This is a genomic window from Acinetobacter stercoris, assembly GCF_900323515.1.
GTDB classification, from domain to species: Bacteria; Pseudomonadota; Gammaproteobacteria; order Pseudomonadales; family Moraxellaceae; genus Acinetobacter; species Acinetobacter stercoris.
Genome location: NZ_OOGT01000045.1, coordinates 1 through 22,612, shown reverse-complemented (window position 1 = coordinate 22,612; position 22,612 = coordinate 1). Strand labels below are relative to the sequence as shown.

Genomic DNA, 22,612 nt, shown 5'->3' with positions numbered 1-22,612 from the left:
GTTAATTAAATGGATATTTATTAGATGAAATATAATGTAATCACTCAGTCATTAAAAAAATGGATTGGGGTTAACTTCACAGTTGCAACAGCATTATTCTCGCTTCATCAGCAAGCTTTAGCACATGGGCAGGCAGCTACAATGTTGCCTTTATACCAAAATATGAGCGATTTTGGTGCGGATGTAAAAAAAGATGACTTTACCAATACTTATACGATCTCTAAAGGTTCGGTTGTTGTACGTGCCAAGCCAAATTCAAACACGGTTTTGGTGAATGGTAAGCCATTAAAGGTCAGTGTTCCTTTGCTCGAAAAAAATGGAAAACCAGTTGTGAGCAAAGAGTTTGCTACTGAAGTTTTCCAGTCAGGCTTAGATCAGACTTTTAAGATTGAAAATACAGCACATCCAATGAATGGCTTATCTGAAACTGAAATTAATCAGGCATTTCAGATTATTAGTAAATCAAAATATGCTTATCCAAACATGCGTTTTGGTGAGTTAAAACTTAAAGAACCTGATAAACAGAAAGTTTGGGATTTCTTTTTAAACAATAAAGCATATACAGATGACAGATTGGCTTCATTTATTTTGTTTAAGGGTAATAGTGCGATTGAAGGGGAAGTCAATTTAAAAACACAGCAAGTCACTAAATGGAATGTGCTAAACAATACACATGGTATGGTGCTATATGATAACTGGCTAACTGTGCAGGATGTGATTCAAAAAAGCCCTGAATATAAACAGGCTTTAGCGAAACGGGGTATCCACGATGTGAGCAAGGTCGTTACCACACCGTTAACAGTAGGTTATTTTGGTGGTAAGGATGGTTTAAATCATGAACTTAATGTTTTAAAAGTTGTTTCGTATCTGGATACTGGTGATGGTAACTATTGGGCACATCCCATTGAAAATCTTGTTGCTGTAGTTGATTTAGATAAAAAGAAAATCATCAAACTGGAAGAAGGCGCTATTATTCCAGTCCCTATGCAACCGAATCCAATTGCACAAAAAAATAAGAGTCAATTTAAGCCTTTGAACATCTTAGAGCCAGAGGGTAAAAACTTTTCTATTACAGGACAAACAATACATTGGGGACCTTGGTGTTTTCACGTTGGCATTGACTCTCGTGTAGGTTTACAGCTTGGTACTGTGACGTATAAGGATAAAGGTATAAAACGCAAGGTGATGTATGAAGGCAACCTTGGCGGGATGGTTGTACCTTATGGAGATCCAGATATTGGCTGGTATTTCAAATCCTATCTGGATTCTGGTGAATATGGTATGGGAACACTTACATCTTCAATCCAAAAAGGTGTTGATGCTCCAGATAATGCTGTATTGCTCGATGCTGTAATTGCAGACTTTACAGGCAAACCTCAGCATATTCCAAATGCAATTGCGATTTTTGAACGTTATGCAGGACCTGAGTTTAAACATCAGGAAATGGGGCAACCGAATATTAGTTCAGAGCGTCGTGAGTTAGTGGTGCGCTGGATTAGTACCGTAGGAAACTATGATTATATTTTCGATTGGGTATTTAATAATAACGGTATTATCGGGATTAATGCTGGTGCAACAGGAATCGAGGCTGTAAAAGGCGTGCAAGCACGTACTATGCATGATCCTACAGCAAAAGAAGATACCCGTTTCGGTACTTTGATTGATCATAATATTGTGGGAACAACTCATCAGCATATCTATAACTTCCGTTTGGATATGGATGTAGATGGTGACAATAACAGTTTTATGGAGCTTGATCCTGTTGTAGTGAAAAATACTCGTGGAGGACCACGCTCAAGTGCAATGGAGATTAACCAGCGAGTTGTTGGCACAGAACAGGATGCCGCACAAAAATTTGATCCGTCGACTATTCGATTATTAACAAATTTAAATAAAGAAAACCGCATGGGGAATCCCGTTTCTTATCAAATGATTCCATATGCTGGAGGGACACATCCGATCGCTAAAGGTGCAAACTTTGCCAAAGATGAGTGGATATTTAAACGTCTCAGTTTTATGGATAAACAGATTTGGGTGACGAAATATGATCCAAATGAGCGTTTCCCAGAAGGTAAATATTCTAATCGTTCAAATAGTGATACAGGTCTAGGAAAATTTGTTTCTAACAACGATAGCATTAATAACAAAGACCTTGTGGTTTGGATGACGACAGGAACAACGCATGTTGCACGGGCAGAAGAATGGCCGATTATGCCAACAGAATGGGTTTATACCTTGCTTAAACCATGGAACTTCTTTGATAGCACACCAACCTTAGATTCTGGTGAACAAAAACCACACACTCACTAAAACTTTATAAGGATCAACATCTGTTGATCCTTTCTTTATAAAGAATACGATTATGAAAAAATACTTAAGACACAGTTTAACTTTTAGCATGTTGGCAACTTGTGTAATGCAAACACATGCGGAATGGGTATATTCAAAAGATGGTTTTAGCATCAAGCCGACTGCAGAACTCACTTATGGGATGTTTTATAGTGATAAAAGCTATAATAATCCTGAATCAGAAACACATAAATATTGGCATGAAATCTATGCCAAGTATGGCTTCAAAAGCACATATGATTTTTCGAACGCATCACTATATGCTCATTTAATTGGTATAAGCTCGGCCACAATGGGGGATGGGGATGCTGGTGGTTTTACGACAGGGCATGAACATAAAACATCGGTCGATGAGTGGTTGATTGGTTATAAAAACACCGCTAGCGATAAACAGGATGCAACATTGGATATCAGTATAGGCCGCCAAAAAGTCATTATTGGTGATGGATTTTTAGTTGCTGGCGATGCTTTAAATCTTGGTAAAGGAATAGCTGATGAGCTGAATCGTGGTGGCGGATATTATCTGGCAGCCAGAAGATCTTTTGACTTTACAACAGTCATCAATTATACCCCGGTTGCAGGATTGAACACTCGCTGGATGTATCTTGAATCAGACAATAAAGCTCAATACCAGCCTAAATTATGGGCAACAGACTGGCAATATACTTTTGCAGACAATGATATTGGATTGACATATTTACAAATCACAGATGTTGATGACCCTGCAAATGAAACAGATCGTAAAAATCTGAAAGATATTGCTGTGAGGGGGAAAACAAAAATTAATGAGCAGTTAGGAGTAGCTGCAGAGTTTGTTTATCAAGATAAAAAGCATGACAATGAAAATGCTTGGTATGTTGGAGTTAATTACACATTTGATCAGTTGAAATATAAACCAACGCTAGGTTACCGTTTTTCTTCATTTTCAGAAAATTATGATTCTTTATTTTATGGAAATACTGATGCTGGTTTTGGCACATGGTTTCAGGGGGAGGTGGCAGGAAATTATGCTGGACCATTTAACTCCAATGCACGAATTCATCAGGTGTCTTTACAAGCTTCGGTTAAAGAAAATCTACACTTGGGATTACTGGCATATAAGTTTGATACGATTAAAAAAACTTATGAAAATCTGGATGGGCATGAAGTTGATGTTTTCGCAGTATGGTCACCTACACAGAATATCAATGTAATTCCTTTGATCGGTTTTTATAAGCCGAAAAATGATATTTATCATTTAGGAACCCAAGTGCCAAATGATAAAACCAATACATATGGACAGTTAATTTTGCAATATTTGTACTAGTTTTGAGAAAGCTGATCAATAGTTTCAGGGTTGGGACTATTGATCAAATTGAAGTTAGACTATACAGAATGACTTTAACTTTTAAGTTTCATTTGCTAGATTATTAAAAGTGATAATAATTAGGTAAACTTCATGAGAAAAATAATGGCATTTTGTGCTGTTTTAAGCTTATTTAATACAGCTTATGCAGATTCAATATGTGATCAGATAGAAGAACTTGCCGGAAAAATTATGTTTGAAAGGCAAAGTGGATTACCTTTAAATGAAGCAATTAAACAATCTGAAATTATAAAAGAAAAAGCTCAAGAGATAAGTGAGACAAACCCACAATCTTCTAAAATGGGACTATTTGTTGCCAAATTAAGCTACGATCTAACACAGGAAGCTTATCGACAACCATTTTATGATGGTGAAAATGGTAAAAATTTAGCAGTTGAAAAGTATCGTCAAGATGCCAAGTTCATGTGTATGCAGGATCGTTCTAAAGAATAGCTATCCGGATTCAGGCCTTTAAATAGCTAAATAACATTTCTGAGCTCACGTGCAGTTTCTTGTAATAATGGTAAAATTTGTTGAATTAAATATGTTTTTGTAGTTCGCATAGTCGGTGACACGATATTCAATGCTGCAACTACATTACCTTTTGGTCCATAAATGGGTACAGCCAAAGCATGTACACCGAGCTCATGTTCTTCACTGGAATAACACCAGTCCTGTTCTTTGATCTCATCCAATATATTGAGAAACCTCACGTTATCTGTGCAACTATATTTCGTCAAACCTTTTAATGGATATTTTTCTAGCCATTGTTTTTGTTCATGTGGTTCAAGATGTGCTAGTAAAATTTTACCTGCTGATGTTGCGTGTGCGGGCAAGCGATTGCCTAAATGCAATCCATATGGGTTTACGCGGTCTGTCTGCTGATGTGCTGCACTACGTGCGATCGTAATGGCTTCATAGCCATCCAGAACCATGACCGAAAAAATCAGGGAGGTTTGTGTTGTAAGCAAATTTAATAATGGTTGACAAATTTTAGGCAGCTGTGAACCACTCAAATACGCGCCAGAAAACTTTAGTACCTTAGGAGCAAGGTAATAATAATGACCATCAAATTCCAGATAACCCAGATATTCCAGTGTAAGTAGATGTCGCCTTGCGGCTGCTCGGGTAAGTCCTGTTTTTTCCGCAGCTATACTGATATTGAGTCGATGTCTTTCAGAACCATAGCATTCTAGAATTGACATACCTTTACTAATCCCTGCAACAAAGTCTTCATGTCGTATGGTTTTCTGGTTATCAGGATTCTGTAAAATATTTTTTTCCACGTCCTTTGCATTATCCATTGCTAGATTATTTCCATTTCATGTGATAGTTATAAATATTTAGGTTAATCAAATACCAACTTTATTATAGTATAAAATAGAACAAATGTTCGATCACCGCACAATAATGTTAAACATCGAACAAAATTGCATTTTTAAGGTAGAACAATTCAAAAAAACGCATAACAATGCATCAAGGAATTCTAATGAAAACACTCGGGATTGGTGATTCTCTAAATTTTCATCTAAACCGCTTATATATGTTGAGTAGAGTTTTACCTTAGTTATACATTGCAAACGGAGTTGCCTCATGATCGATAAAAGTTCAGCTTCATTAACCGAAGTACTTTCAAAGATTAAGGACGGTTCAACCATCATGATTGGTGGTTTTGGTACAGCAGGACAACCTACTGAACTCATCGATGGCTTAATTGAATTGGGAAAAAAAGAGCTGGTCATTATTAATAATAATGCAGGCAACGGCGATTACGGTTTAGCCAAACTCATCAAAGCAGATGCTGTTCGTAAAATCATCTGTTCTTTCCCGCGCCAATCGGATTCTTATATTTTTGATGAAGCTTATCGTGCTGGAAAAATCGAGCTAGAACTCGTTCCTCAAGGCAATCTCGCCTGTCGTATCCAAGCTGCGGGTATGGGACTCGGTCCAATCTATACACCAACTGGTTTTGGGACTTTACTGGCTGAAGGAAAACCAACACTGAACTATGAGGGTAAAGACTATGTTCTGGAAAATCCTCTTCGTGCCGATTTTGCACTGATTAAAGCACAACAAGGTGATCGTTGGGGAAATCTGGTTTATCGCAAAGCAGCCCGTAATTTCGGTCCAATCATGGCAATGGCAGCAGATTGTACCATTGCCCAGGTTTCAGAAGTCGTTGAACTTGGCGCTTTAGATCCTGAACATATCATCACCCCAGGTATTTTTGTTCAACACGTTGTTGCAGTTAAATCAGCACAGTAATCCGATGGAGAGATAAATCATGAGCTATAACAAACTAACTCGCGATCAGATTGCAGAACGTGTTGCACAGGATATTCCAGATGGAGCTTATGTCAATCTGGGGATTGGTTTACCAACTAAAATTGCAAGTTACTTACCTGCTGATAAAGATGTATTTTTACATTCTGAAAATGGTTTATTGGCATTTGGTCCACCACCTGCTGCGGGTGAAAAAGATCCAGAACTCATCAATGCAGGTAAAGAATTTGTCACGATGCTAACGGGTGGCAGTTTTTTCCATCATGGTGACTCATTTGCGATGATGCGTGGTGGTCATCTTGATATTGCAGTATTGGGTGCATTTCAGGTTGCAGAAAATGGTGATTTGGCAAACTGGCATACAGGTGCACCAGATGCTATCCCGGCTGTAGGTGGTGCAATGGATCTGGCAGTAGGTGCTAAAAAAGTATTTATCACCACAGATCATGTGACCAAGAAAGGTGAACCGAAAATTGTTGAATCACTGACTTACCCAGTTACAGGAAAACACTGTGTCGATCGTATCTATACAGATCTTTGTGTGATAGATGTGACGTCAGAAGGTCTAAAAGTCATCGAAAAAGTTGCAGGTTTAAGTTTTGAAGAATTACAAAGTTTAACTGGTGCAAAATTGGTTGATCAAACTTCAGATAGTCAATAAATATGAGTAAGAAATAGTATTGATAATTAAAGAGTAATTTGTAGAGATAAGGGAAAGAGCACCATGAGTCATCTATATGCAAGCTTATTCTATCAGCCTGAAGTTACAGATGTTTTTAGTGATCGAGCATTGCTTAAATATATGATTCAGGCTGAGGTTGCATTGGCGAGAGCTGAAGCAAAAGTTGGCGTAATTCCAGAATTTGCTGCAAATGTGATTGCTCAGGTGGCTCAGGAATATGGCGTTGATTTCATCGATTTTGATGCCTTGGCAACAGCTGCTGGTCTGGCAGGTAATGTTGCGATCCCATTTGTAAAACAGTTTACGGCAGCTGTGAAATCAGCAGATGAAGACGCGTCGCGTTATGTGCATTGGGGAGCAACCAGTCAGGATATTATTGATACTGCAACGATATTACAGGCGAGAGATGCACTTGTACTGATCGAGAGACAATTATTTCAGGCGTATGAATTGGCATTGTCACTAACAGAGAAATATCGTTATCAAGTCATGATCGGTCGTACATGGTTACAGCAAGCCTTACCGATTACATTAGGGCATAAAACTGCCCGTTGGGCGAGTAGTTTTAAACGTGATCTAGATCGCTTGGCACAGATGAAAAAACGTGTACTAACTGCACAGCTAGGTGGTGCGGTTGGTTCTCTGGCATCTATTTTAGATCAGGGAACAGCAGTGGTTGAAGCATATGCCCAAGAGTTGGGCTTAACAGTTCCAGAATGTACTTGGCACGGTGAACGCGACCGTATTGTAGAAATTGCAAATTTTTTAGCGATTGTGACTGGTAATACTGGAAAAATGGCACGTGACTGGTCATTGATGATGCAGACTGAAATTGCAGAGCTGTTTGAACCGACGGCAAAAGGGCGTGGTGGCTCTTCGACAATGCCACATAAACGTAATCCAGTTGCAGCTGCAAGTATTTTAGCAGCAGCAAACCGTGTTCCAGCACTCATGTCGAGCATTTATCAAAGTATGGTTCAGGAACATGAGCGCAGTCTAGGGTCATGGCATGCCGAGTGGTTGGCATTGCCTGAAATATTCCAGCTTTGTGCAGGAGCGCTTACACGTACTACAGATGTCCTAAAGGGTTTAGAAATCAATCCTGAAAATATGCAGCGTAATATTGATTGCACGTATGGATTGATTATGGCAGAAGCGGTCATGATGGCATTAGCACCGAAAACAGGACGTTTAAATGCACATGAACTCGTTGAAGAAGCATGTAAAAAGGCGGTTCAGGAAAAACTCCATCTAAAGGACGTGATTGCTGAAATAGATCAAATAAAACAAAACTTTAGTGCTAAGCAATTAAACGATATGTTTAATCCAGAATTGTATCTAGGCAATATTCAAGATCAGATCGATGCTGTATTGGAATGTGCAAAAGGAGTGGCAAATTGATGGATAGCATTATAAATCGTCAGGGCAAGACCATTTCAATACAAGTTGAAGGTATAGAAAGTACCCCTGTAATAATTTTTTCAAACTCATTAGGTACTGACAAGACAATGTGGGATGGTCAGGCTGAGTATTTCAAAGATCGTTACAGGGTGGTGCGTTATGATACTCGGGGTCATGGTAAAAGTGATGTAATAGAGGGTACAACACTTGCCAGTCTCGGAGAGGATGTCATTGATATCCTGGATGCTTTAAATATTGGACAAGCGCATTTTTGTGGTATCTCCATGGGAGGAATCACAGCACTCTGGTTGGCAATAAATGCATCAGACCGCTTTTATAGTATTACTGTTTCGAATTCAGCTGCAAAAATAGGACAAACGGATGCATGGTTAAATCGTGCTAATCAGGTTGAAGTCAATGGTTTGTCAGATCTGGCAAAGACCACACATAGCCGATGGTTTAGCCATAAATTTGATTATCAGCATAACCCACTTGCACAAAAAACTATATTGAGTTTGGCACATACACCTCCACAGGGGTATGTCAATGCTTGTCGTGCTTTGGCATATGCTGATGTTCGGACAGCGTTGGCACAAATTGAAAAACCAACATTGGTTATATGTGGCACTCAAGATCCTGTAACAACTGTTCAGGATGGAGAGGTCATCAAAGAGCGGGTACAAGATAGTGTGATTGCAAAAATAGAAGCTTCACATTTATCAAATATTGAATGCCCTGATGAGTTTAATCAAATACTGTCTAACTTTATAGATAGCACTCAGTGATTTAGACGTTTAAATGGAATTAGCCTAAAGGAGTCAAAGATGGCGTCTCAGGAGAGTCATACCCTGCAAAAGGGAATAGATGCCCAAGCATTAATCAATAATGCAGCACTTTCAAAATATCAATGGATGATTGCAATCATTTGTTTTCTTATCGTTTTTTTAGACGGTATAGATACAGCAGCAATGGGATTCATTGCTCCTGCACTGGCTCAAGACTGGGGGATAGCAAAATCACAGCTTGGACCTGTTATGAGCGCGGCACTAGGGGGAATGATCTTTGGTGCATTATTTTCAGGTCCATTAGCAGATCGTTTTGGACGAAAAATAGTATTGACAGTAGCAATGCTTATTTTTGGCGGGTTTACACTTGCCTGTGCATATTCAACAACCCTTGATCAACTGGTCATTTTTCGGTTTCTTACAGGTATAGGGCTTGGTGCAGCCATGCCAAATGCAACCACACTTTTCTCTGAATATTGCCCGGCACGTATTCGTTCCTTGCTTGTGACCTGTATGTTTTGTGGATACAACCTCGGGATGGCAATTGGCGGCTTTTTAAGTAGCTGGTTAATTCCTAACTTTGGTTGGCACAGTCTTTTTCTGGTGGGTGGTTGGGCACCATTAATTTTGATGTTAATGGTGATCTTGGTTTTACCCGAATCTTATCGCTACTTGATTGTTAAAGGGGGTTCAACTGAAAAAATTAGAAAAATTCTCAGTCGTATCGCACCTGAGCAAGTAAAAGGTATATATGAGTTTCATGTCCCAGAAGAAAAAACTGAAACTTCTGATAAAAAATCAGTATTTGCAATGCTTTTTTCAAAATCATATGCAAAAGGAACAGTGCTGTTGTGGTTTACCTACTTCATGGGGTTAATCATTATCTATTTATTAACCAGCTGGTTACCAACATTAATGCGTGAAACTGGTGCGAGCATGGAGCGTGCTGCATTTATCGGTGGGTTATTTCAGTTTGGTGGTGTGATCAGTGCCTTATTTATTGGCTGGGCGATGGATCGTTTTAATCCTAACCGTGTTATTGCCGGGTTTTATTTTTTAGCAGGCGTGTTTGCCTTTATTGTTGGGCAAAGTCTGAATAATCCGACATTGCTAGCAGTATTTATTTTGTGTGCCGGTATGGCTGCTAATGGTGCCCAAACAGCGATGCCAGTATTGAGTACACGGTTTTATCCAACCCAGTGCCGGGCAACCGGTGTTGCATGGATGACAGGAATAGGTCGTTTCGGTGCAGTTTTTGGTGCGTGGATCGGTGCGGTGCTATTAGGAAATCACTGGTCGTTTACCTCGATTTTAAGTTTGTTACTCATACCAGCGACTGCTGCTGCAATTGCCATTTTAATCAAATCATTTGTTGCCCATACAGATGCAACCTAAGAGGAATTTTTTATGAATGATGAAGAACGTTATCAGCAAGGAATTCAGGTTCGTACTGAGGTTTTAGGTGAAAAACATGTCGGAAAATCACTGGAAAATTTAAATGATTTTAACTCCGACTTTCAAAATTTTATTAGTCGTTATGCGTGGGGTGAAGTCTGGTCACGTCCAGGAATGCCTCGTCATACACGGAGTTTAGTGACAATTGCGATTTTACTTGCATTAGGGCGAAATGATGAATTACGCATGCATATCCGTGCATGTTTCAACAATGGTGTAACCAGGGATGATTTAAAAGAGTTATTTATCCACTCCTCATTGTATGCCGGTCTACCCGCTGCAAACGCTGCTATGCATATGGCTGAGGAAGTGTTTAAAGAGCTCGGTTCAGACACCAGTACAGAAGATTAGGGAAAATCTAAAAGCTTAAAAGGAGAGATAAATGTCTCAAATAATTTGGGGAGCTTATGCTCAACGTAATACAGATGATCATCCACCAGCTTACACACCAGGTTATAAAACCAGTGTATTAAGATCACCAAAAAATGCGCTGATTTCAATTGGGGAAACACTTTCTGAAGTTACAGCACCACATTTTTCTGCTGATCAATTTGGGGCTAAAGACAATGACCTGATTTTAAACTGTGCGAAAGATGGTTTGCCTATAGGCGAGCGGGTTGTGATTCATGGTTATGTGCGTGATCAATTTGGACGACCTGTAAAGAATGCTTTACTTGAAGTATGGCAAGCCAATGCTTCTGGCCGTTACAGACATCCCAATGACCAATATATCGGTTCTTTAGATCCGAACTTTGGTGGCTGTGGGCGTATGATGACTGATGAGAATGGTTTTTATATTTTCCGTACTATTAAGCCTGGTCCTTATCCTTGGCGTAACCGTATCAATGAATGGCGTCCTGCACATATTCATTTTTCATTAATCGCGGATGGCTGGGCACAGCGTTTAATTTCGCAATTCTATTTTGAGGGGGATCCATTGATTAATACATGTCCGATCATTCGCACGATCCCTTCAGAAGAACAGCGCAGGGCATTAATTGCACTCGAAGATAAAAGTAACTTTATCGAGTCAGATAGCCGTTGCTATCGTTTTGACATCACACTTCGTGGTCGTCGTAAAACATTTTTTGAAAATGAATTATTTTGATTGATGGAGTGATCGTTATGAATGGCTGGAATTTTCAGGAATTACATGAAACACCATCTCAAACAGGTGGGCCTTATGTACATATCGGTTTATTGCCTCAACAAGCTGGAATAGAAGTATTTGAACATAACTTTGATAATAACCTGACTAAAAACAATCCAAAGGGAACTCGTATACGTCTTGAAGGTCAGGTATTTGATGGTATTGGTGTTCCTTTACGAGACGTGCTAGTTGAAATCTGGCAGGCAGATGCAAATGGGGTCTATCCTAGCCAAGCTGATTTTCAAGATAAACAGGCTGATCCGGATTTCATGGGATGGGGACGTGCGGGTGCTGACTTTAAGTCAGGTATCTGGCACTTTAATACCATTAAACCAGGAACAGTTCCAGGACGAAAAGGGACTATCCAGGCTCCACATATTAATCTCATTATTTTCGCACGTGGTATCAATATGGGACTTAACACTCGCGTATATTTTGAGGATGAGAGTGAGGCAAATGCACAAGACCCGATTTTAAATGGTATCGAGTGGGAGCCACGTCGTAAGACCCTGATAGCGAAACGTTTAGAACGGGATGGAGAAATAATCTATCGTTTTGATATTCATATACAAGGTGAAAATGAAACTGTTTTTTTTGATATATAAGATAGTTTGCTAGACTTTAAACTCAACTGCAAAGCAATATGCAGTTGAGTTTTTATACTATTTGAAAGCTCTAGGCGTATTAATTTTCAAAAGCAAACCGGATCACATTTTATTTTGCACAATTGAGCAATAATCAGAATCTTTATTACATGAAATTTTAGCGTTCTCACCTAAAATAAAGGGTTGGTTCACTTTGCCATGCCCAAAATACGGATAATAATAAACTGGAATATTAGTTTGATCTGCATAGGATTGAATGACTTGTTTATAGATTAAACGTTCACCATCATTGGTTTTATTCGGGTAAAACTGTCCGAAGACAATTGCTTTCGGATGAAAATCCTTTTTAAATAATAATTGATGTAACAAGCGATCTAATTGTTTATACGTGACATTAACATCTTCAAGTAACAATACTTTATTATTCCAGTTTTTTTCATATGTTGTGGAAAATAATGTCTGAACCAAAGTCAGATTTCCGCCTGTTAGGCGGCCATTTAACTGAGAAACATGAGCAGATTGATTTAAAGGTAAAAGCCCTTGATATTTGATGCCGTTATTTATACTGGAAAATATTTGCTCGATTGCATCTGTTTGTAGTGAGGACTCATCTGATTGCTTTGATTGAACTAAAGCGTTATTGGCTGAGCGAGATGAAATTGCTTGATTTGAAAGATCTGAATTTGAGGAAGCATTGATCACCCTACCAGATGCAGCAGTTGTACCATGTATAGACTTCCATCCAATATAATTGTTTATAAAATAATGTATTACAGTGACATCACTAAAACCGATTAAAACTTTCGGCGAAGTTTTTTTAATAACTTCTTTTTTGCTTTCCAATATAGGTAATAAGTTTAAAGCACCTGAACCACCTCGGACGAACCATAGGTATTTTACTTGAGGATTGCTTAAAGCATTCACCAGATTTTTAGCACGCTCACGATCGGTATTGACGTAGCCAAAATCGGAAAGACGCTGATCTAGATATTGTGTGCTTACATTGAAGCCCTTGTTATTAAAAGATTTAACAATCATTGGAATATAACTTTCATCGTATGCAGAAGAACTTGAAATCAAATAAATGGTTTCTTTAGCATAGCCGTGAGAAAGTGAAAAACAGCATGAAATTGCTATTATTGATAAAAATTTCAAACTTTTCATAATTATTAAGTAAAAATCAAAACAATATTTTATAAAAATAAAACACTTAGTATTTAGGTTAATTTCATAAATTAAACAATTCTCTATATCTATAAATATTTAGATAATCAATATAGATTAATTTGGTTGATTATGCTGAGAAAAACAAATCCTATAAGTAGTTTATTCCCAGTTTCAACTGTTATTTCAATGATTTTCAATTGTAAATCAAATGATCATTTATTTTGTGTGTGATTATCTCACCTTATAACATTGCTCTAATCTCATAAGCAGTATTGCGGATCAAAGGTAATATGTTTTCGATCAAGTAATTTTCAGTAACCCGATTGGTTTGAGACATGCAATTGAGTGCAGCAACTGCTTTACCTTGAGAATTTAAGATAGGAACAGCAATCGCAATAACTCCAAGTTCATGTTCCTCTTTGGATAAGCAAAAATCCTGAGAATTGACCTGTTGCAAGACTTGATAAAAATCTTCCTCTTTCTGGATGCTAAAAGGTGTAAGGCGCTTGAGACCATATTTTTCAAACCATTGTCTTTGTTCATTTTGACTCAAAGCTGCAAGGAGTATTTTTCCAGTTGAGGTCGCATGGGCTGGTAAACGGTTTCCTAAATGCATGCCATAAGGACTAGAGCGTAGATTATCCAGTTGAGGCATAAAGCTTCTTGCGATTGGAACGACTTCATCATCATCGAGCACGACAACTGAAAATGTCAAAGAAGTCTGATCACATAATATATTTAATATCGGTTGAGCAATTTTAGGTAAATATGCAGAGCTTAGATAAGAACTGGAAAAACGAAGAACTTTATGTGTTAACCAGAAGTAGTGATCATCACCATCTAGATAACCTAAAAATTTAAGTGTTTTTAAATAGCGTCGTGCAGCTGTTCTGCTCATACCTGTACGTTCGGAAACCTGAGTGGCATTAAGTTTCTGGCGATCAATGCCGAAAGCCTCAAGCAAACTTAATCCTTTAGCTAGACCTGCAATAAAATCATCGTTTGATATTGTTTCACCAGAACTTTTATTTTCAACTTTATCGTATCTCACATGTATTCCTTACATATTTAACATCATATGCATGATGTTTTGTCCGATATACGGACAAGCTTGCCGTATTTCGGTAAAAATCCTGTTTTTACTATAGCTGATTTTAGAGAAAAAAATTAATTTTAAAAGTAGAGGACGAGGAGAAAAATATGGAAATTTTAAATACACAAGTTGCAATTATCGGTTCTGGTCCAGCAGGTTTGTTGCTAGGACAGTTATTACACAAAGCTGGAATACAACATATCATCATAGAACAGCGTAGTAGTGAATATGTCGCTTCTCGGATTCGTGCCGGTATATTGGAACAGGTTTCGGTTGATTTATTAAAAGAAGCAGGTGTTGACCAGCATCTTCGAGAATATGGTTTGCCACATCATGGGATAGAAATTTTAACCAATGGTGAAAAACATCGTATTGATCTAACGGGTTTAACACATGGTAAGCAAGTCACAGTTTATGGGCAAACTGAAGTTACTAAAGACTTGATGCATGCACGTGAGCAAGCAGAGTTGATTTCATTTTATGAGGCCAATGATGTAAAAATCCATGATTTTGAACAATCACCTCATGTAACATTCAATAAAAATGGCATGAATTATAAAGTGAATTGTGACTTTATCGCTGGTTGCGATGGTTATCATGGAGTATGTAGGGCGAGTGTACCTCAAGATAAAATCAATACTTTCGAAAAAGTATATCCATTTGGCTGGTTAGGTATCTTGGCAGATGTTCCTCCTGTTTCCGATGAATTAATTTATGTTCAGTCAGAACGAGGTTTTGCCTTATGTAGTATGCGTTCCAGCACGCGTAGTCGTTATTATTTACAAGTTCCATTGACTGATAAAGTTGAAGACTGGTCAGATGAGCGTTTTTGGGAAGAACTTGGTAAACGACTGGATGAAGAAAGTCGAAAAAATCTGGTTACTGGGGCATCTATAGAAAAGAGCATCGCACCTTTACGCAGTTTTGTTACCGAACCTATGCGATTTGGAAAATTATTCTTGGCAGGTGATGCAGCACATATAGTCCCACCAACGGGTGCTAAAGGTTTGAATTTAGCCGCTTCAGATATTGCCTACCTGTCTAGTGCATTCATTGAATATTATTTAGAGGGTTCGGAACAAGGGATCAATGAATACTCAGAAAAATGCCTTAAACGTGTATGGAAAGCAGAACGTTTTTCTTGGTGGATGACACATCTATTGCATCGTTTTGAGACTGAAAGTGAATTTGATCTCAAGATCAAGCAAGCCGAGTTGGCTTATATATTAAGTTCTGAAGCAGGGCAAACGACGTTGGCAGAAAACTATGTCGGTTTACCATATGAGCTTGGACAGTTTGAAAATATAAAACAAGCAAGCTAGATCAGAAGATAACAATAAAAAGTGTAAATTGCACTTTTTATTGTTGGAATAACACCAATACATTTTCTATTCTTTTATTTTAAACAATAAGTTAAAGTTGATATTTCTCGGAAAAATATTCGTTCACTTCTTCTATATTTGCATTGAGTTGTTGCATGATACGAATCAGGTTTTCTTTATCTTCTTTTGCTAAAGAGGCAAAAATATACTGTTCACGTTCCATTGCGACTTTGAACATGTCATCGTGTAACTGAGTTCCAGCTAAAGTAAGCATTATTTTAGTCGCTCTACTATCTTTTTTATCTGCCGAGATTTCAACAAAACCTTTATTTTTTAGATTTGATAAGGCACGACTGACGGCACCTTTATCTAACCCTATGACCTGACATATTCGGCTAGCAGAGATATTGGGTTCAACGGCAAGCATAGAAATAATACGCCAGTCGATAACGTGCATATCAAATAAATGTGCATAGATTTGTGATGCGCCTGCTGACATTTTATTTGAAAAAAATGTAATAAGTGCAGGTAGATAACGATCTAGTTCAAGCGATTTTTTTGTACTCATAATTTTAAAAATAAACCATTTTTCAAAATAGTAGCACAGCTATATTTTTATTTTGTTGTTTACACAACAATATAGTTGACTAAGCAACTATATTGTTTTAATTTTATACAAATAACACGAAGGACGTGTTTGTAAAATTGTCAACAAAATAAGATGGAAGCATCTCTACTAAAAGTGTAGAGACCAGGTATAAGGATATGAATATGAATATGAATATGAATATGAATGATTTTATTCAGGATAAGAATAGAATTTCTATACAGCAGGAACAGGAAGGTAAGAGTAAATTCCCAAAAAATCAATGGTATGTAGTTGGCTTATCTAAAGAGTTAAAAGATAATCTGATTTCAAGAAAAGTACTCAATATCCCGCTTATTATTTTTCGCAATGTTGAAGGCAAGGCTGTCGCGCTAGAAGATCGCTGTTGTCATCGGGGCATGCCTCTCTCATCTGGTACACTGGAAAATGGTCAAATCCGCTGTGGTTATCATGGTTTGCTTTATGACGGATATGGTCATTGTGTAGAAGTACCTGGACAAGATCGCATTCCTGCGAAAGCTAAAGTCAAATCCTATTTTTTAATTGAAAAGCAAGGAATAATCTGGTTTTGGTATAGTTTCGATACTGAACCTAATATTTCAGATGTACCTGATTATCCATATCATGAACATCCTGACTATTTATATGATGGAGATGTTTACCATTATCAGGCACCTTATCAACTAATTCACGATAACTTAATGGACTTGAGTCATCTGGCATATGTGCATTTAAAAACCATCGGCGGTAACGCAAAAATTCACATGAATGCTGAAATGAAAGTTGTTCAAAATGAAGATCAGGTTATTGTAAAACGTCATATGTTTGATTCTGATCCACCACCAACATATGCGATGGCATATCCTTTCAAATCCAAGATTGATCGTTGGCAGGAAATCGATTTTCGTGTTTCACATATTCGAATTTGGACTGGGGGAATAGATGCAGGTTCGGACAGTCTGGAAAATCCAGATCGTAATGGATTTAATATGCGTGGCTTCCACGGTATCACACCAGAAACAGATGAGACATGTCACTATTTTTGGACAATGGCAACTAATCCTAAACAGGATAGAGAAAATATTGCAAATGTTGTGATAGAACAGACACGCTTAACCTTTGATGAGGATAAAATTGTCATTGAAGATCAATTTAAAAACTTAAAACAATTTGAAAGTACAGATATGGTTGGAATACATATCGATGTAGGACTTGTTCGTGCAAGACGGATGATAGAATCACTAATTTGAGATAAGCCTTTCATATTTTTAAATGCTGGTCAGTTGGCTGGCATTTTTATTTCAATTATAAAAATAAATTAACCGAATATATTAGGGTTTGTTTAGTTTTGATGCGGTTTTTATCTAGCATCATCAATAATGGCTTGGATCTGGCATGTTTATTGTTTATTTAATTTTCAAAAGATTAAATCAGGATTTTAAAAAGTGGTGACAAGCTATTTAAGAGGACAGGCATTAATAGATTCGATAAAAAATCAAGAATATTCACGCGATCTTATTGGTTATCATGGTAGTGTTCCTCAAGCGAATTGGCCAAACAAGGCGCGAGTTGCTGTGCAATTTGTTTTGAACTACGAAGAAGGTGGTGAAAGTCATGTGGAACACGGTGATCCAGGCTCAGAGCAATTTTTATCAGATATTATTGGTGCACAAAGTTTTCCTGCGAAGCATATGTCTATGGATTCGATGTATGAATATGGTGCTCGGGCAGGGTTCTGGCGAATACATCAAGAGTTCAAAAAACGTAATTTGCCGATGACAGTTTTTGCTGTGGGAATGGCACTGATTCGTAATCCATATATTGTAGAAGCTATTCAAAATTCAAATTACGATGTGGTCTCGCACGGTCAGCGTTGGTTACATTATCAAGATGTAGATATGGAACTTGAAAAACAACATATGGATCAGGCAATAAGTGTTCTAGAAGCTTTATTCGGGCATGCTCCTATTGGTTGGTATACTGGTCGTGATAGTCCCAACACTCGAGAGCTTTTAGCTGAGTTTCCTCAAATAAAATATGATTGTGATAATTATGCAGATGATTTGCCATTTTGGACATCACTGACCAATAGCCATGGTGAATCCAGATCACATCTGATTATCCCTTATACATTAGAGTGCAATGATATGAAATTTTGTTCTCCTGGTGGTTTCAATAGTGGGGAACAGTTTTATCAATATCTTAGGGATGCTTTCGATGTACTGTATGCTGAAGGTGAGTTTTATCCAAAAATGATGTCAATTGGAATGCATTGCCGTATTTTGGGGCGACCTGCACGTTTCAGAGCCTTACAACGCTTTTTAGATTATCTACAGAGCTACGATGATATCTGGATATGTAGACGCGGGGATATTGCCGAACATTGGTATCAGCACCATAAGATTTAACTCGATTTTATATTTTTAATTTATTTTTCAATAATATATATTTGTGTTGGCATCAAAATTGCTCTTTACATATATCAATGTTTAGAAGGTTATACTTTGTGTATCTGAAAGAATTTAATCAATTATCTGCTTCAAACAAAAAGGCTATGCTTAGACATTGTGTGAATATTTCCTCCTGGGTTGATGTTATTACACAACATGAAGCATTTAATTCAATAGAACAGCTTTTATCTTTTGCCTGGCAACAGGCGCAAAGTTGGTCTTGGAATGAAATAAAGCAGTCTCTTGATTTGCATCCAAGAATTGGTGAACGTAAGGCGCATCAAACATTAAGTGAAAAAGAACAGGCTTTTTCTGATAAAGAGCAAGCAGCAATCAAGATAGATCATAAAACCCAGAAAGCACTTGAACAGGGAAATCAGGCATATGAAAAAAAATTTGGTTTTATTTTTTTGATTAAGGCTTATGGTTTAAATGCAGAAGAGATATTAATTGCATTAAATTGTCGATTAAACAATGACTTGAAAACTGAACAGGAAATAGTTCACCAACAGCTTATGGAAATTGCTTTGCTTAGACTCTCAAAGGAAATTCAATCATGATTAGTACTCATATTCTGGATACAAATTTGGGTAAACCTGCAAAAGATGTTGAGGTAAAACTATTTTCTGGCGAGGGATATTTACTTTCTCAATCTAAAACAAATGTTGACGGACGTGTGTCAGATTTTGCTTTAACTTCATTGAAAAAAGGTGATTATTATTTAGAATTTTCTATAGGTGATTATTTCAAAAAACTGGAAATAGAAACTTTTTTCCCGAAAATAGTTATTTATTTTTCAATTATAGATATCACACAGCATTATCATGTCCCTTTGCTGATTAGTCCATTCTCATATTCAACATATCGTGGTAGTTAAGTAATAAATAAGCGCTTTGTTACAAGCGCTTAATCATCAAGGACAAATGGTAATAGAAAATGGAAAGTTGTAGACATCGCAATTATTGCCATCACCAATTCTGTCGATAACACTAAAAAGACTTGGGGCTTCTAAAGTCAGTAGAGGATGATGCCAAGTACCAGCCTGATAATTAACCCCTTGTGTTCCGTTACTGATAAAAGCTTGAAGTCTGGAAAGGTCTGGCTGATCCTGGGTGAGAGCAGGAGCAACAATAATTAAAAATTTCTGTCCGGTCATAGGAATAAAAGCTTGTGAACCAAGTGGATGACGTTCTAGCATCTGAATGTTAAAAGGCAGTTCAGTTTGTTTAATATTCCTAAAAATACTGATCCCAACATGGGCATGATCATCTACATGATGTTCAGCAATAGCATGATAGCGTTCAGTATGCCGCTGATTAATATAAAAAAAATCATGCTGATTGCACTCAATTACTTCACCATACCTGTTAAAGTTGGTGGAATTGAGCTCTTGAATATGAACTATTTTTCTAATGTTTTTTGTAGCCATTTATGCAATTTTCCCCCATAAACGAATACGACTGATTCCACCATCAGGAATCATGTTGATACGTATATGTGAAATTTTCTGTTTTGAAATAATTTCATCAACAAAAGTGTGAATATGATCCATTTGCATTTTTTGTGCTTGTAACAAAAATGGCCAAAACATACTTTGTGATATAAGCTGAGCATCGGTTGCCTGTTCTATAAAAATGCCCTGAATTGAAACTTCATCAGGATAATTGCCTTTAAAATGAGCGGTATCAATTTCAATTTTTTCAATAATTCCTGTTTGCCCGAGTGCTAAAATACACCAGTCAAAACCTGGTGCACGACGACGTTTTGTTTCCCAGCCATCGCCCATATTTAATGCACGTTCAGGATTGATAAGATTACGTGGATGTCCAAAATGGGCATCACTATATGCCACAACCCGCCCGCCATTTTTTAATGCGACCAGATCCAGATTTTCATCACTATATTTAGACTCAATTTTGACGTGACCATAAACTCTAAAACGAGCAATCCCGCCATCAGGGAATATATTTAAACGTAAATGAGTGAACGATTGTTGATGTTGAATATTAAAAAGATGGTGTTGACTAGGAGCTAAAGCAGAATTTTCTAGAATATTGATCCATTCCACTCGACTTAAGTCATCATCTGGTGCAAAACATGCATCAACCGATGCAGATGCTGGGTAATTTCCTGTGAAAAAAGTTGTATCCAGATCTAGAGCTGAGACTGTTCCTGCAACACCGAGTTTTATAATTGCCCAGTCATAGCCTGCAATACGTTTACGGCGAGTTTCCCATCCATCCATCCACTTTCCATGATCATCAAATTTACCTTCTACAAATATAGGTGCTTCAAATTGCAGCATTCGCTGTGCATCAGCAAAAAACTCATCAGAGCATTGTGTCACTTTTGCACCAATTCTGGCATCTGCCAGGTTTGTCAAATGCTGGTATTCAGTTGGAATTTCAAATTCAGGAGCATGCAGTGTCGCCATATATATCATCCAGTTATCTTGATTATCACATGTATATTGATCACAAAAATTTAAAACCAGAGGTAATTTAAATTTATAAATATGTGGGATTACATAGATTTAAATGCACAGCGTATGCCAACTTTTTCGACTATGACGAATTACATCAAGAACTGGCACGGTTCTAGCTTTTCAAAAAAGTGAGATTTTATAGAGAAGGAGTGATGGATGGAGATCGTTATTGTTGGTGCAGGAATGGGAGGCTTAACCACAGGGATTGCACTAAAAAAATTTGGGCATCACGTCACTATTTATGAACAAACAGAAAAAATATTGCCTGTAGGTGCAGCGATTTCTTTATGGTCAAACGGGGTTAAATGTCTTAATTATCTAGGGTTGACTGAACGTGTCGCCAAACTTGGTGGACAAATGGACAATTTGGCTTATATCGATGGTTTAACTGGTGACACGATGACCCAATTTAGTCTACTTCCACTTATAGAAGAGGTTGGGCAACGACCATATCCTGTTTCACGTGCCGAACTTCAAAATATGCTTATGGATGAATTTGGGCGTGAAAATATTCGTTTGGGTAAAAAAATGTTATCGCTCACCGAACAAAATGATCGGGTACATCTAGACTTTGCAGACGGAACATCAGTTGAGTGTGAGCTTTTAATAGGAGCAGATGGGACACATTCGATAACACGCAGTTATGTTTTGGGGGAACAGGTCGAAAGACGATATGCAGGCTATGTCAACTGGAATGGTCTGGTGGAAATTTCAGATAAACTGACACCAGCAGATCAATGGACAACCTTTGTAGGTGAGGGGAAACGTGTTTCATTGATGCCAGTAGCCCAAAATAGATTTTATTTCTTTTTTGATGTTCCATTACCAGCAGGCTTGGAAAACAATCGAAAAGACTATCAAAAGAAACTGAAAGATTATTTTAGTGGATGGTGTGAACCTGTTCAGAATCTGATTGATCAGATAGATCCAGATAAAGTTAATCGTGTTGAAATTCATGATATAGAACCATTTAAACAATTTTATAAAGGTCGTGCCGTGATTGTTGGTGATGCTGCTCATAGTACGACACCTGATATTGGACAAGGTGGGTGTCAAGCAATGGAAGATGCAATTTATTTAGCAAGATCATTGCAAATCAATACATTAAGTCTGGAAGATGCTTTGCGACGTTATCAGGAAAAACGTAATGAAAGAGCAAATGAGCTTGTTTTACGCGCACGAAAAAGATGTGATGTAACACATATGAAAGATGAAGAAGTAACTCAACAATGGTATGCAGAACTTAGAAAGGAGAAAGGATCACATATTATGAACGGCATTATCAGTAATATTATTGGCAATCCATTGGATTGATCTTAAAGAAAAAAATAAGAAATACGATATTTTAAGGCAAAGAAATAAAATGAAAAGAATATTGCAAGGAAGCAGTTTATTTTAAGATGTACTTTTAGTTAAGCCATCGAATGTAGGAC

Annotated in this window: 23 protein-coding genes; 17 read left to right on the top strand and 6 right to left on the bottom strand. The window is 37.6% G+C overall.

Translation table 11 applies throughout. From position 1 onward, the window contains the following. Positions 1 to 24: 24 nt before the first annotated feature. The 3 genes from tynA to KPC_RS06935 all read left to right on the top strand — a co-directional run bounded on the left by tynA (position 25) and on the right by KPC_RS06935 (position 4,147). Positions 25 to 2,310 (top strand): primary-amine oxidase, encoded by a 2,286-nt coding sequence (gene tynA / locus KPC_RS06945; RefSeq protein ID WP_121973680.1) that lies wholly within the window; start codon positions 25 to 27, stop codon positions 2,308 to 2,310. A 52-nt stretch (positions 2,311 to 2,362) separates the two neighbouring features. Then, positions 2,363 to 3,655, top strand: coding sequence for a hypothetical protein (locus KPC_RS06940; protein ID WP_228212184.1), 1,293 nt, complete (start codon positions 2,363 to 2,365; stop codon positions 3,653 to 3,655). Positions 3,656 to 3,787: 132 nt separating this feature from the next. Continuing rightward, positions 3,788 to 4,147 (top strand): hypothetical protein, encoded by a 360-nt coding sequence (locus tag KPC_RS06935; RefSeq protein ID WP_146196629.1) that lies wholly within the window; start codon positions 3,788 to 3,790, stop codon positions 4,145 to 4,147. A 26-nt stretch (positions 4,148 to 4,173) separates the two neighbouring features. Here KPC_RS06935 and pcaU read toward each other — a convergent pair whose 3' ends face one another. Further along, complete coding sequence (gene pcaU, locus KPC_RS06930; RefSeq protein ID WP_121973677.1) at positions 4,174 to 4,998, bottom strand: IclR family transcriptional regulator PcaU; 825 nt, start codon at positions 4,996 to 4,998, stop codon at positions 4,174 to 4,176. Between the two features lie 289 nt (positions 4,999 to 5,287). On the opposite strand from pcaU, the gene KPC_RS06925 reads away from it, so the two are divergent. The 8 genes from KPC_RS06925 to pcaG all read left to right on the top strand — a co-directional run bounded on the left by KPC_RS06925 (position 5,288) and on the right by pcaG (position 12,055). Then, complete coding sequence (locus KPC_RS06925) at positions 5,288 to 5,959, top strand: 3-oxoacid CoA-transferase subunit A (RefSeq protein ID WP_121973676.1); 672 nt, start codon at positions 5,288 to 5,290, stop codon at positions 5,957 to 5,959. Between the two features lie 19 nt (positions 5,960 to 5,978). Next, on the top strand, positions 5,979 to 6,638 hold the full coding sequence (locus tag KPC_RS06920) for a 3-oxoacid CoA-transferase subunit B (protein ID WP_121973675.1): 660 nt from the start codon (positions 5,979 to 5,981) through the stop codon (positions 6,636 to 6,638). Between the two features lie 63 nt (positions 6,639 to 6,701). After that, positions 6,702 to 8,060 carry a 3-carboxy-cis,cis-muconate cycloisomerase gene (gene pcaB, locus KPC_RS06915; RefSeq protein ID WP_121973674.1) on the top strand — a complete coding sequence of 453 codons (1,359 nt, stop codon included), beginning with the start codon at positions 6,702 to 6,704 and terminating at the stop codon, positions 8,058 to 8,060. Next, the gene (gene pcaD, locus KPC_RS06910) at positions 8,057 to 8,845 is read left to right on the top strand and encodes a 3-oxoadipate enol-lactonase (protein ID WP_121973673.1); all 789 of its coding nucleotides are present in this window, start codon (positions 8,057 to 8,059) and stop codon (positions 8,843 to 8,845) included. Before pcaB ends, pcaD begins: the two co-directional genes overlap by 4 nt. 39 nt (positions 8,846 to 8,884) lie before the next feature. Then, positions 8,885 to 10,240, top strand: a complete 1,356-nt coding sequence (locus KPC_RS06905) for an MFS transporter (protein ID WP_121973672.1) — start codon at positions 8,885 to 8,887, stop codon at positions 10,238 to 10,240. A gap of 12 nt (positions 10,241 to 10,252) precedes the next feature. Further along, entirely contained in the window at positions 10,253 to 10,651 is a 399-nt protein-coding gene (gene pcaC, locus KPC_RS06900) for a 4-carboxymuconolactone decarboxylase (RefSeq protein ID WP_121973671.1), read from the top strand. 31 nt (positions 10,652 to 10,682) lie between these two features. After that, the gene (gene pcaH / locus KPC_RS06895) at positions 10,683 to 11,408 is read left to right on the top strand and encodes a protocatechuate 3,4-dioxygenase subunit beta (protein ID WP_121973670.1); all 726 of its coding nucleotides are present in this window, start codon (positions 10,683 to 10,685) and stop codon (positions 11,406 to 11,408) included. A gap of 11 nt (positions 11,409 to 11,419) precedes the next feature. After that, positions 11,420 to 12,055 carry a protocatechuate 3,4-dioxygenase subunit alpha gene (gene pcaG, locus KPC_RS06890; RefSeq protein ID WP_171334436.1) on the top strand — a complete coding sequence of 212 codons (636 nt, stop codon included), beginning with the start codon at positions 11,420 to 11,422 and terminating at the stop codon, positions 12,053 to 12,055. A 102-nt stretch (positions 12,056 to 12,157) separates the two neighbouring features. Here pcaG and KPC_RS06885 read toward each other — a convergent pair whose 3' ends face one another. After that, the gene (locus tag KPC_RS06885) at positions 12,158 to 13,135 is read right to left on the bottom strand and encodes an LD-carboxypeptidase (protein WP_265735825.1); all 978 of its coding nucleotides are present in this window, start codon (positions 13,133 to 13,135) and stop codon (positions 12,158 to 12,160) included. A gap of 328 nt (positions 13,136 to 13,463) precedes the next feature. Beyond that, a complete protein-coding gene (locus KPC_RS06880; protein WP_121973667.1) occupies positions 13,464 to 14,273 on the bottom strand; it encodes an IclR family transcriptional regulator domain-containing protein in 810 nt (269 codons plus the stop codon). 149 nt (positions 14,274 to 14,422) lie between these two features. Here KPC_RS06880 and pobA point away from each other — a divergent pair, with 149 nt between their 5' ends. After that, positions 14,423 to 15,637: a 4-hydroxybenzoate 3-monooxygenase gene (pobA, locus tag KPC_RS06875; protein ID WP_121973666.1), complete on the top strand. Its 1,215-nt coding sequence runs from the start codon at positions 14,423 to 14,425 to the stop codon at positions 15,635 to 15,637. Positions 15,638 to 15,728: 91 nt separating this feature from the next. On the opposite strand, the gene KPC_RS06870 is transcribed toward pobA, so the two are convergent. Then, the gene (locus tag KPC_RS06870; RefSeq protein WP_121973665.1) at positions 15,729 to 16,205 is read right to left on the bottom strand and encodes a MarR family winged helix-turn-helix transcriptional regulator; all 477 of its coding nucleotides are present in this window, start codon (positions 16,203 to 16,205) and stop codon (positions 15,729 to 15,731) included. 203 nt (positions 16,206 to 16,408) lie between these two features. Here KPC_RS06870 and KPC_RS06865 point away from each other — a divergent pair, with 203 nt between their 5' ends. The 4 genes from KPC_RS06865 to uraH all read left to right on the top strand — a co-directional run bounded on the left by KPC_RS06865 (position 16,409) and on the right by uraH (position 19,571). Further along, entirely contained in the window at positions 16,409 to 17,494 is a 1,086-nt protein-coding gene (locus KPC_RS06865; RefSeq protein ID WP_228212183.1) for an aromatic ring-hydroxylating dioxygenase subunit alpha, read from the top strand. Between the two features lie 195 nt (positions 17,495 to 17,689). Further along, positions 17,690 to 18,652, top strand: a complete 963-nt coding sequence (puuE, locus tag KPC_RS06860; RefSeq protein ID WP_121973664.1) for an allantoinase PuuE — start codon at positions 17,690 to 17,692, stop codon at positions 18,650 to 18,652. Positions 18,653 to 18,750: 98 nt separating this feature from the next. Continuing rightward, complete coding sequence (uraD, locus tag KPC_RS06855; protein WP_171334435.1) at positions 18,751 to 19,254, top strand: 2-oxo-4-hydroxy-4-carboxy-5-ureidoimidazoline decarboxylase; 504 nt, start codon at positions 18,751 to 18,753, stop codon at positions 19,252 to 19,254. Continuing rightward, complete coding sequence (gene uraH / locus KPC_RS06850) at positions 19,251 to 19,571, top strand: hydroxyisourate hydrolase (protein WP_121973662.1); 321 nt, start codon at positions 19,251 to 19,253, stop codon at positions 19,569 to 19,571. Before uraD ends, uraH begins: the two co-directional genes overlap by 4 nt. Before the next feature lie 36 nt (positions 19,572 to 19,607). Here the strand turns inward: uraH and KPC_RS06845 are convergent, their stop codons facing one another. Then, positions 19,608 to 20,123 carry an ureidoglycolate lyase gene (locus KPC_RS06845; protein ID WP_407641980.1) on the bottom strand — a complete coding sequence of 172 codons (516 nt, stop codon included), beginning with the start codon at positions 20,121 to 20,123 and terminating at the stop codon, positions 19,608 to 19,610. Then, the gene (alc, locus tag KPC_RS06840; protein ID WP_121973661.1) at positions 20,124 to 21,128 is read right to left on the bottom strand and encodes an allantoicase; all 1,005 of its coding nucleotides are present in this window, start codon (positions 21,126 to 21,128) and stop codon (positions 20,124 to 20,126) included. It abuts the gene before it with no gap. Positions 21,129 to 21,335: 207 nt separating this feature from the next. On the opposite strand from alc, the gene hpxO reads away from it, so the two are divergent. Further along, positions 21,336 to 22,493 (top strand): FAD-dependent urate hydroxylase HpxO, encoded by a 1,158-nt coding sequence (gene hpxO, locus KPC_RS06835; protein WP_121973660.1) that lies wholly within the window; start codon positions 21,336 to 21,338, stop codon positions 22,491 to 22,493. Positions 22,494 to 22,612: the final 119 nt, after the last annotated feature.

What these genes read in the sequence shown, in the direction of transcription:
- KPC_RS06905 (WP_121973672.1), top strand. Translation starts at nt 8,885, where the DNA reads ATGGCGTCTCAGGAGAGTCATACCCTGCAAAAGGGAATAGATGCCCAA.
- KPC_RS06940 (WP_228212184.1), top strand. Translation starts at nt 2,363, where the DNA reads ATGAAAAAATACTTAAGACACAGTTTAACTTTTAGCATGTTGGCAACT.
- KPC_RS06935 (WP_146196629.1), top strand. Translation starts at nt 3,788, where the DNA reads ATGAGAAAAATAATGGCATTTTGTGCTGTTTTAAGCTTATTTAATACA.
- pcaH (WP_121973670.1), top strand. Translation starts at nt 10,683, where the DNA reads ATGTCTCAAATAATTTGGGGAGCTTATGCTCAACGTAATACAGATGAT.
- hpxO (WP_121973660.1), top strand. Translation starts at nt 21,336, where the DNA reads ATGGAGATCGTTATTGTTGGTGCAGGAATGGGAGGCTTAACCACAGGG.
- tynA (WP_121973680.1), top strand. Translation starts at nt 25, where the DNA reads ATGAAATATAATGTAATCACTCAGTCATTAAAAAAATGGATTGGGGTT.
- pcaU (WP_121973677.1), bottom strand. Translation starts at nt 4,998, where the DNA reads ATGGATAATGCAAAGGACGTGGAAAAAAATATTTTACAGAATCCTGAT.
- KPC_RS06920 (WP_121973675.1), top strand. Translation starts at nt 5,979, where the DNA reads ATGAGCTATAACAAACTAACTCGCGATCAGATTGCAGAACGTGTTGCA.
- KPC_RS06865 (WP_228212183.1), top strand. Translation starts at nt 16,409, where the DNA reads ATGAATATGAATATGAATATGAATGATTTTATTCAGGATAAGAATAGA.
- KPC_RS06845 (WP_407641980.1), bottom strand. Translation starts at nt 20,123, where the DNA reads ATGGCTACAAAAAACATTAGAAAAATAGTTCATATTCAAGAGCTCAAT.
- pcaB (WP_121973674.1), top strand. Translation starts at nt 6,702, where the DNA reads ATGAGTCATCTATATGCAAGCTTATTCTATCAGCCTGAAGTTACAGAT.
- KPC_RS06925 (WP_121973676.1), top strand. Translation starts at nt 5,288, where the DNA reads ATGATCGATAAAAGTTCAGCTTCATTAACCGAAGTACTTTCAAAGATT.
- pcaC (WP_121973671.1), top strand. Translation starts at nt 10,253, where the DNA reads ATGAATGATGAAGAACGTTATCAGCAAGGAATTCAGGTTCGTACTGAG.
- uraH (WP_121973662.1), top strand. Translation starts at nt 19,251, where the DNA reads ATGATTAGTACTCATATTCTGGATACAAATTTGGGTAAACCTGCAAAA.
- alc (WP_121973661.1), bottom strand. Translation starts at nt 21,128, where the DNA reads ATGGCGACACTGCATGCTCCTGAATTTGAAATTCCAACTGAATACCAG.
- pobA (WP_121973666.1), top strand. Translation starts at nt 14,423, where the DNA reads ATGGAAATTTTAAATACACAAGTTGCAATTATCGGTTCTGGTCCAGCA.
- KPC_RS06870 (WP_121973665.1), bottom strand. Translation starts at nt 16,205, where the DNA reads ATGAGTACAAAAAAATCGCTTGAACTAGATCGTTATCTACCTGCACTT.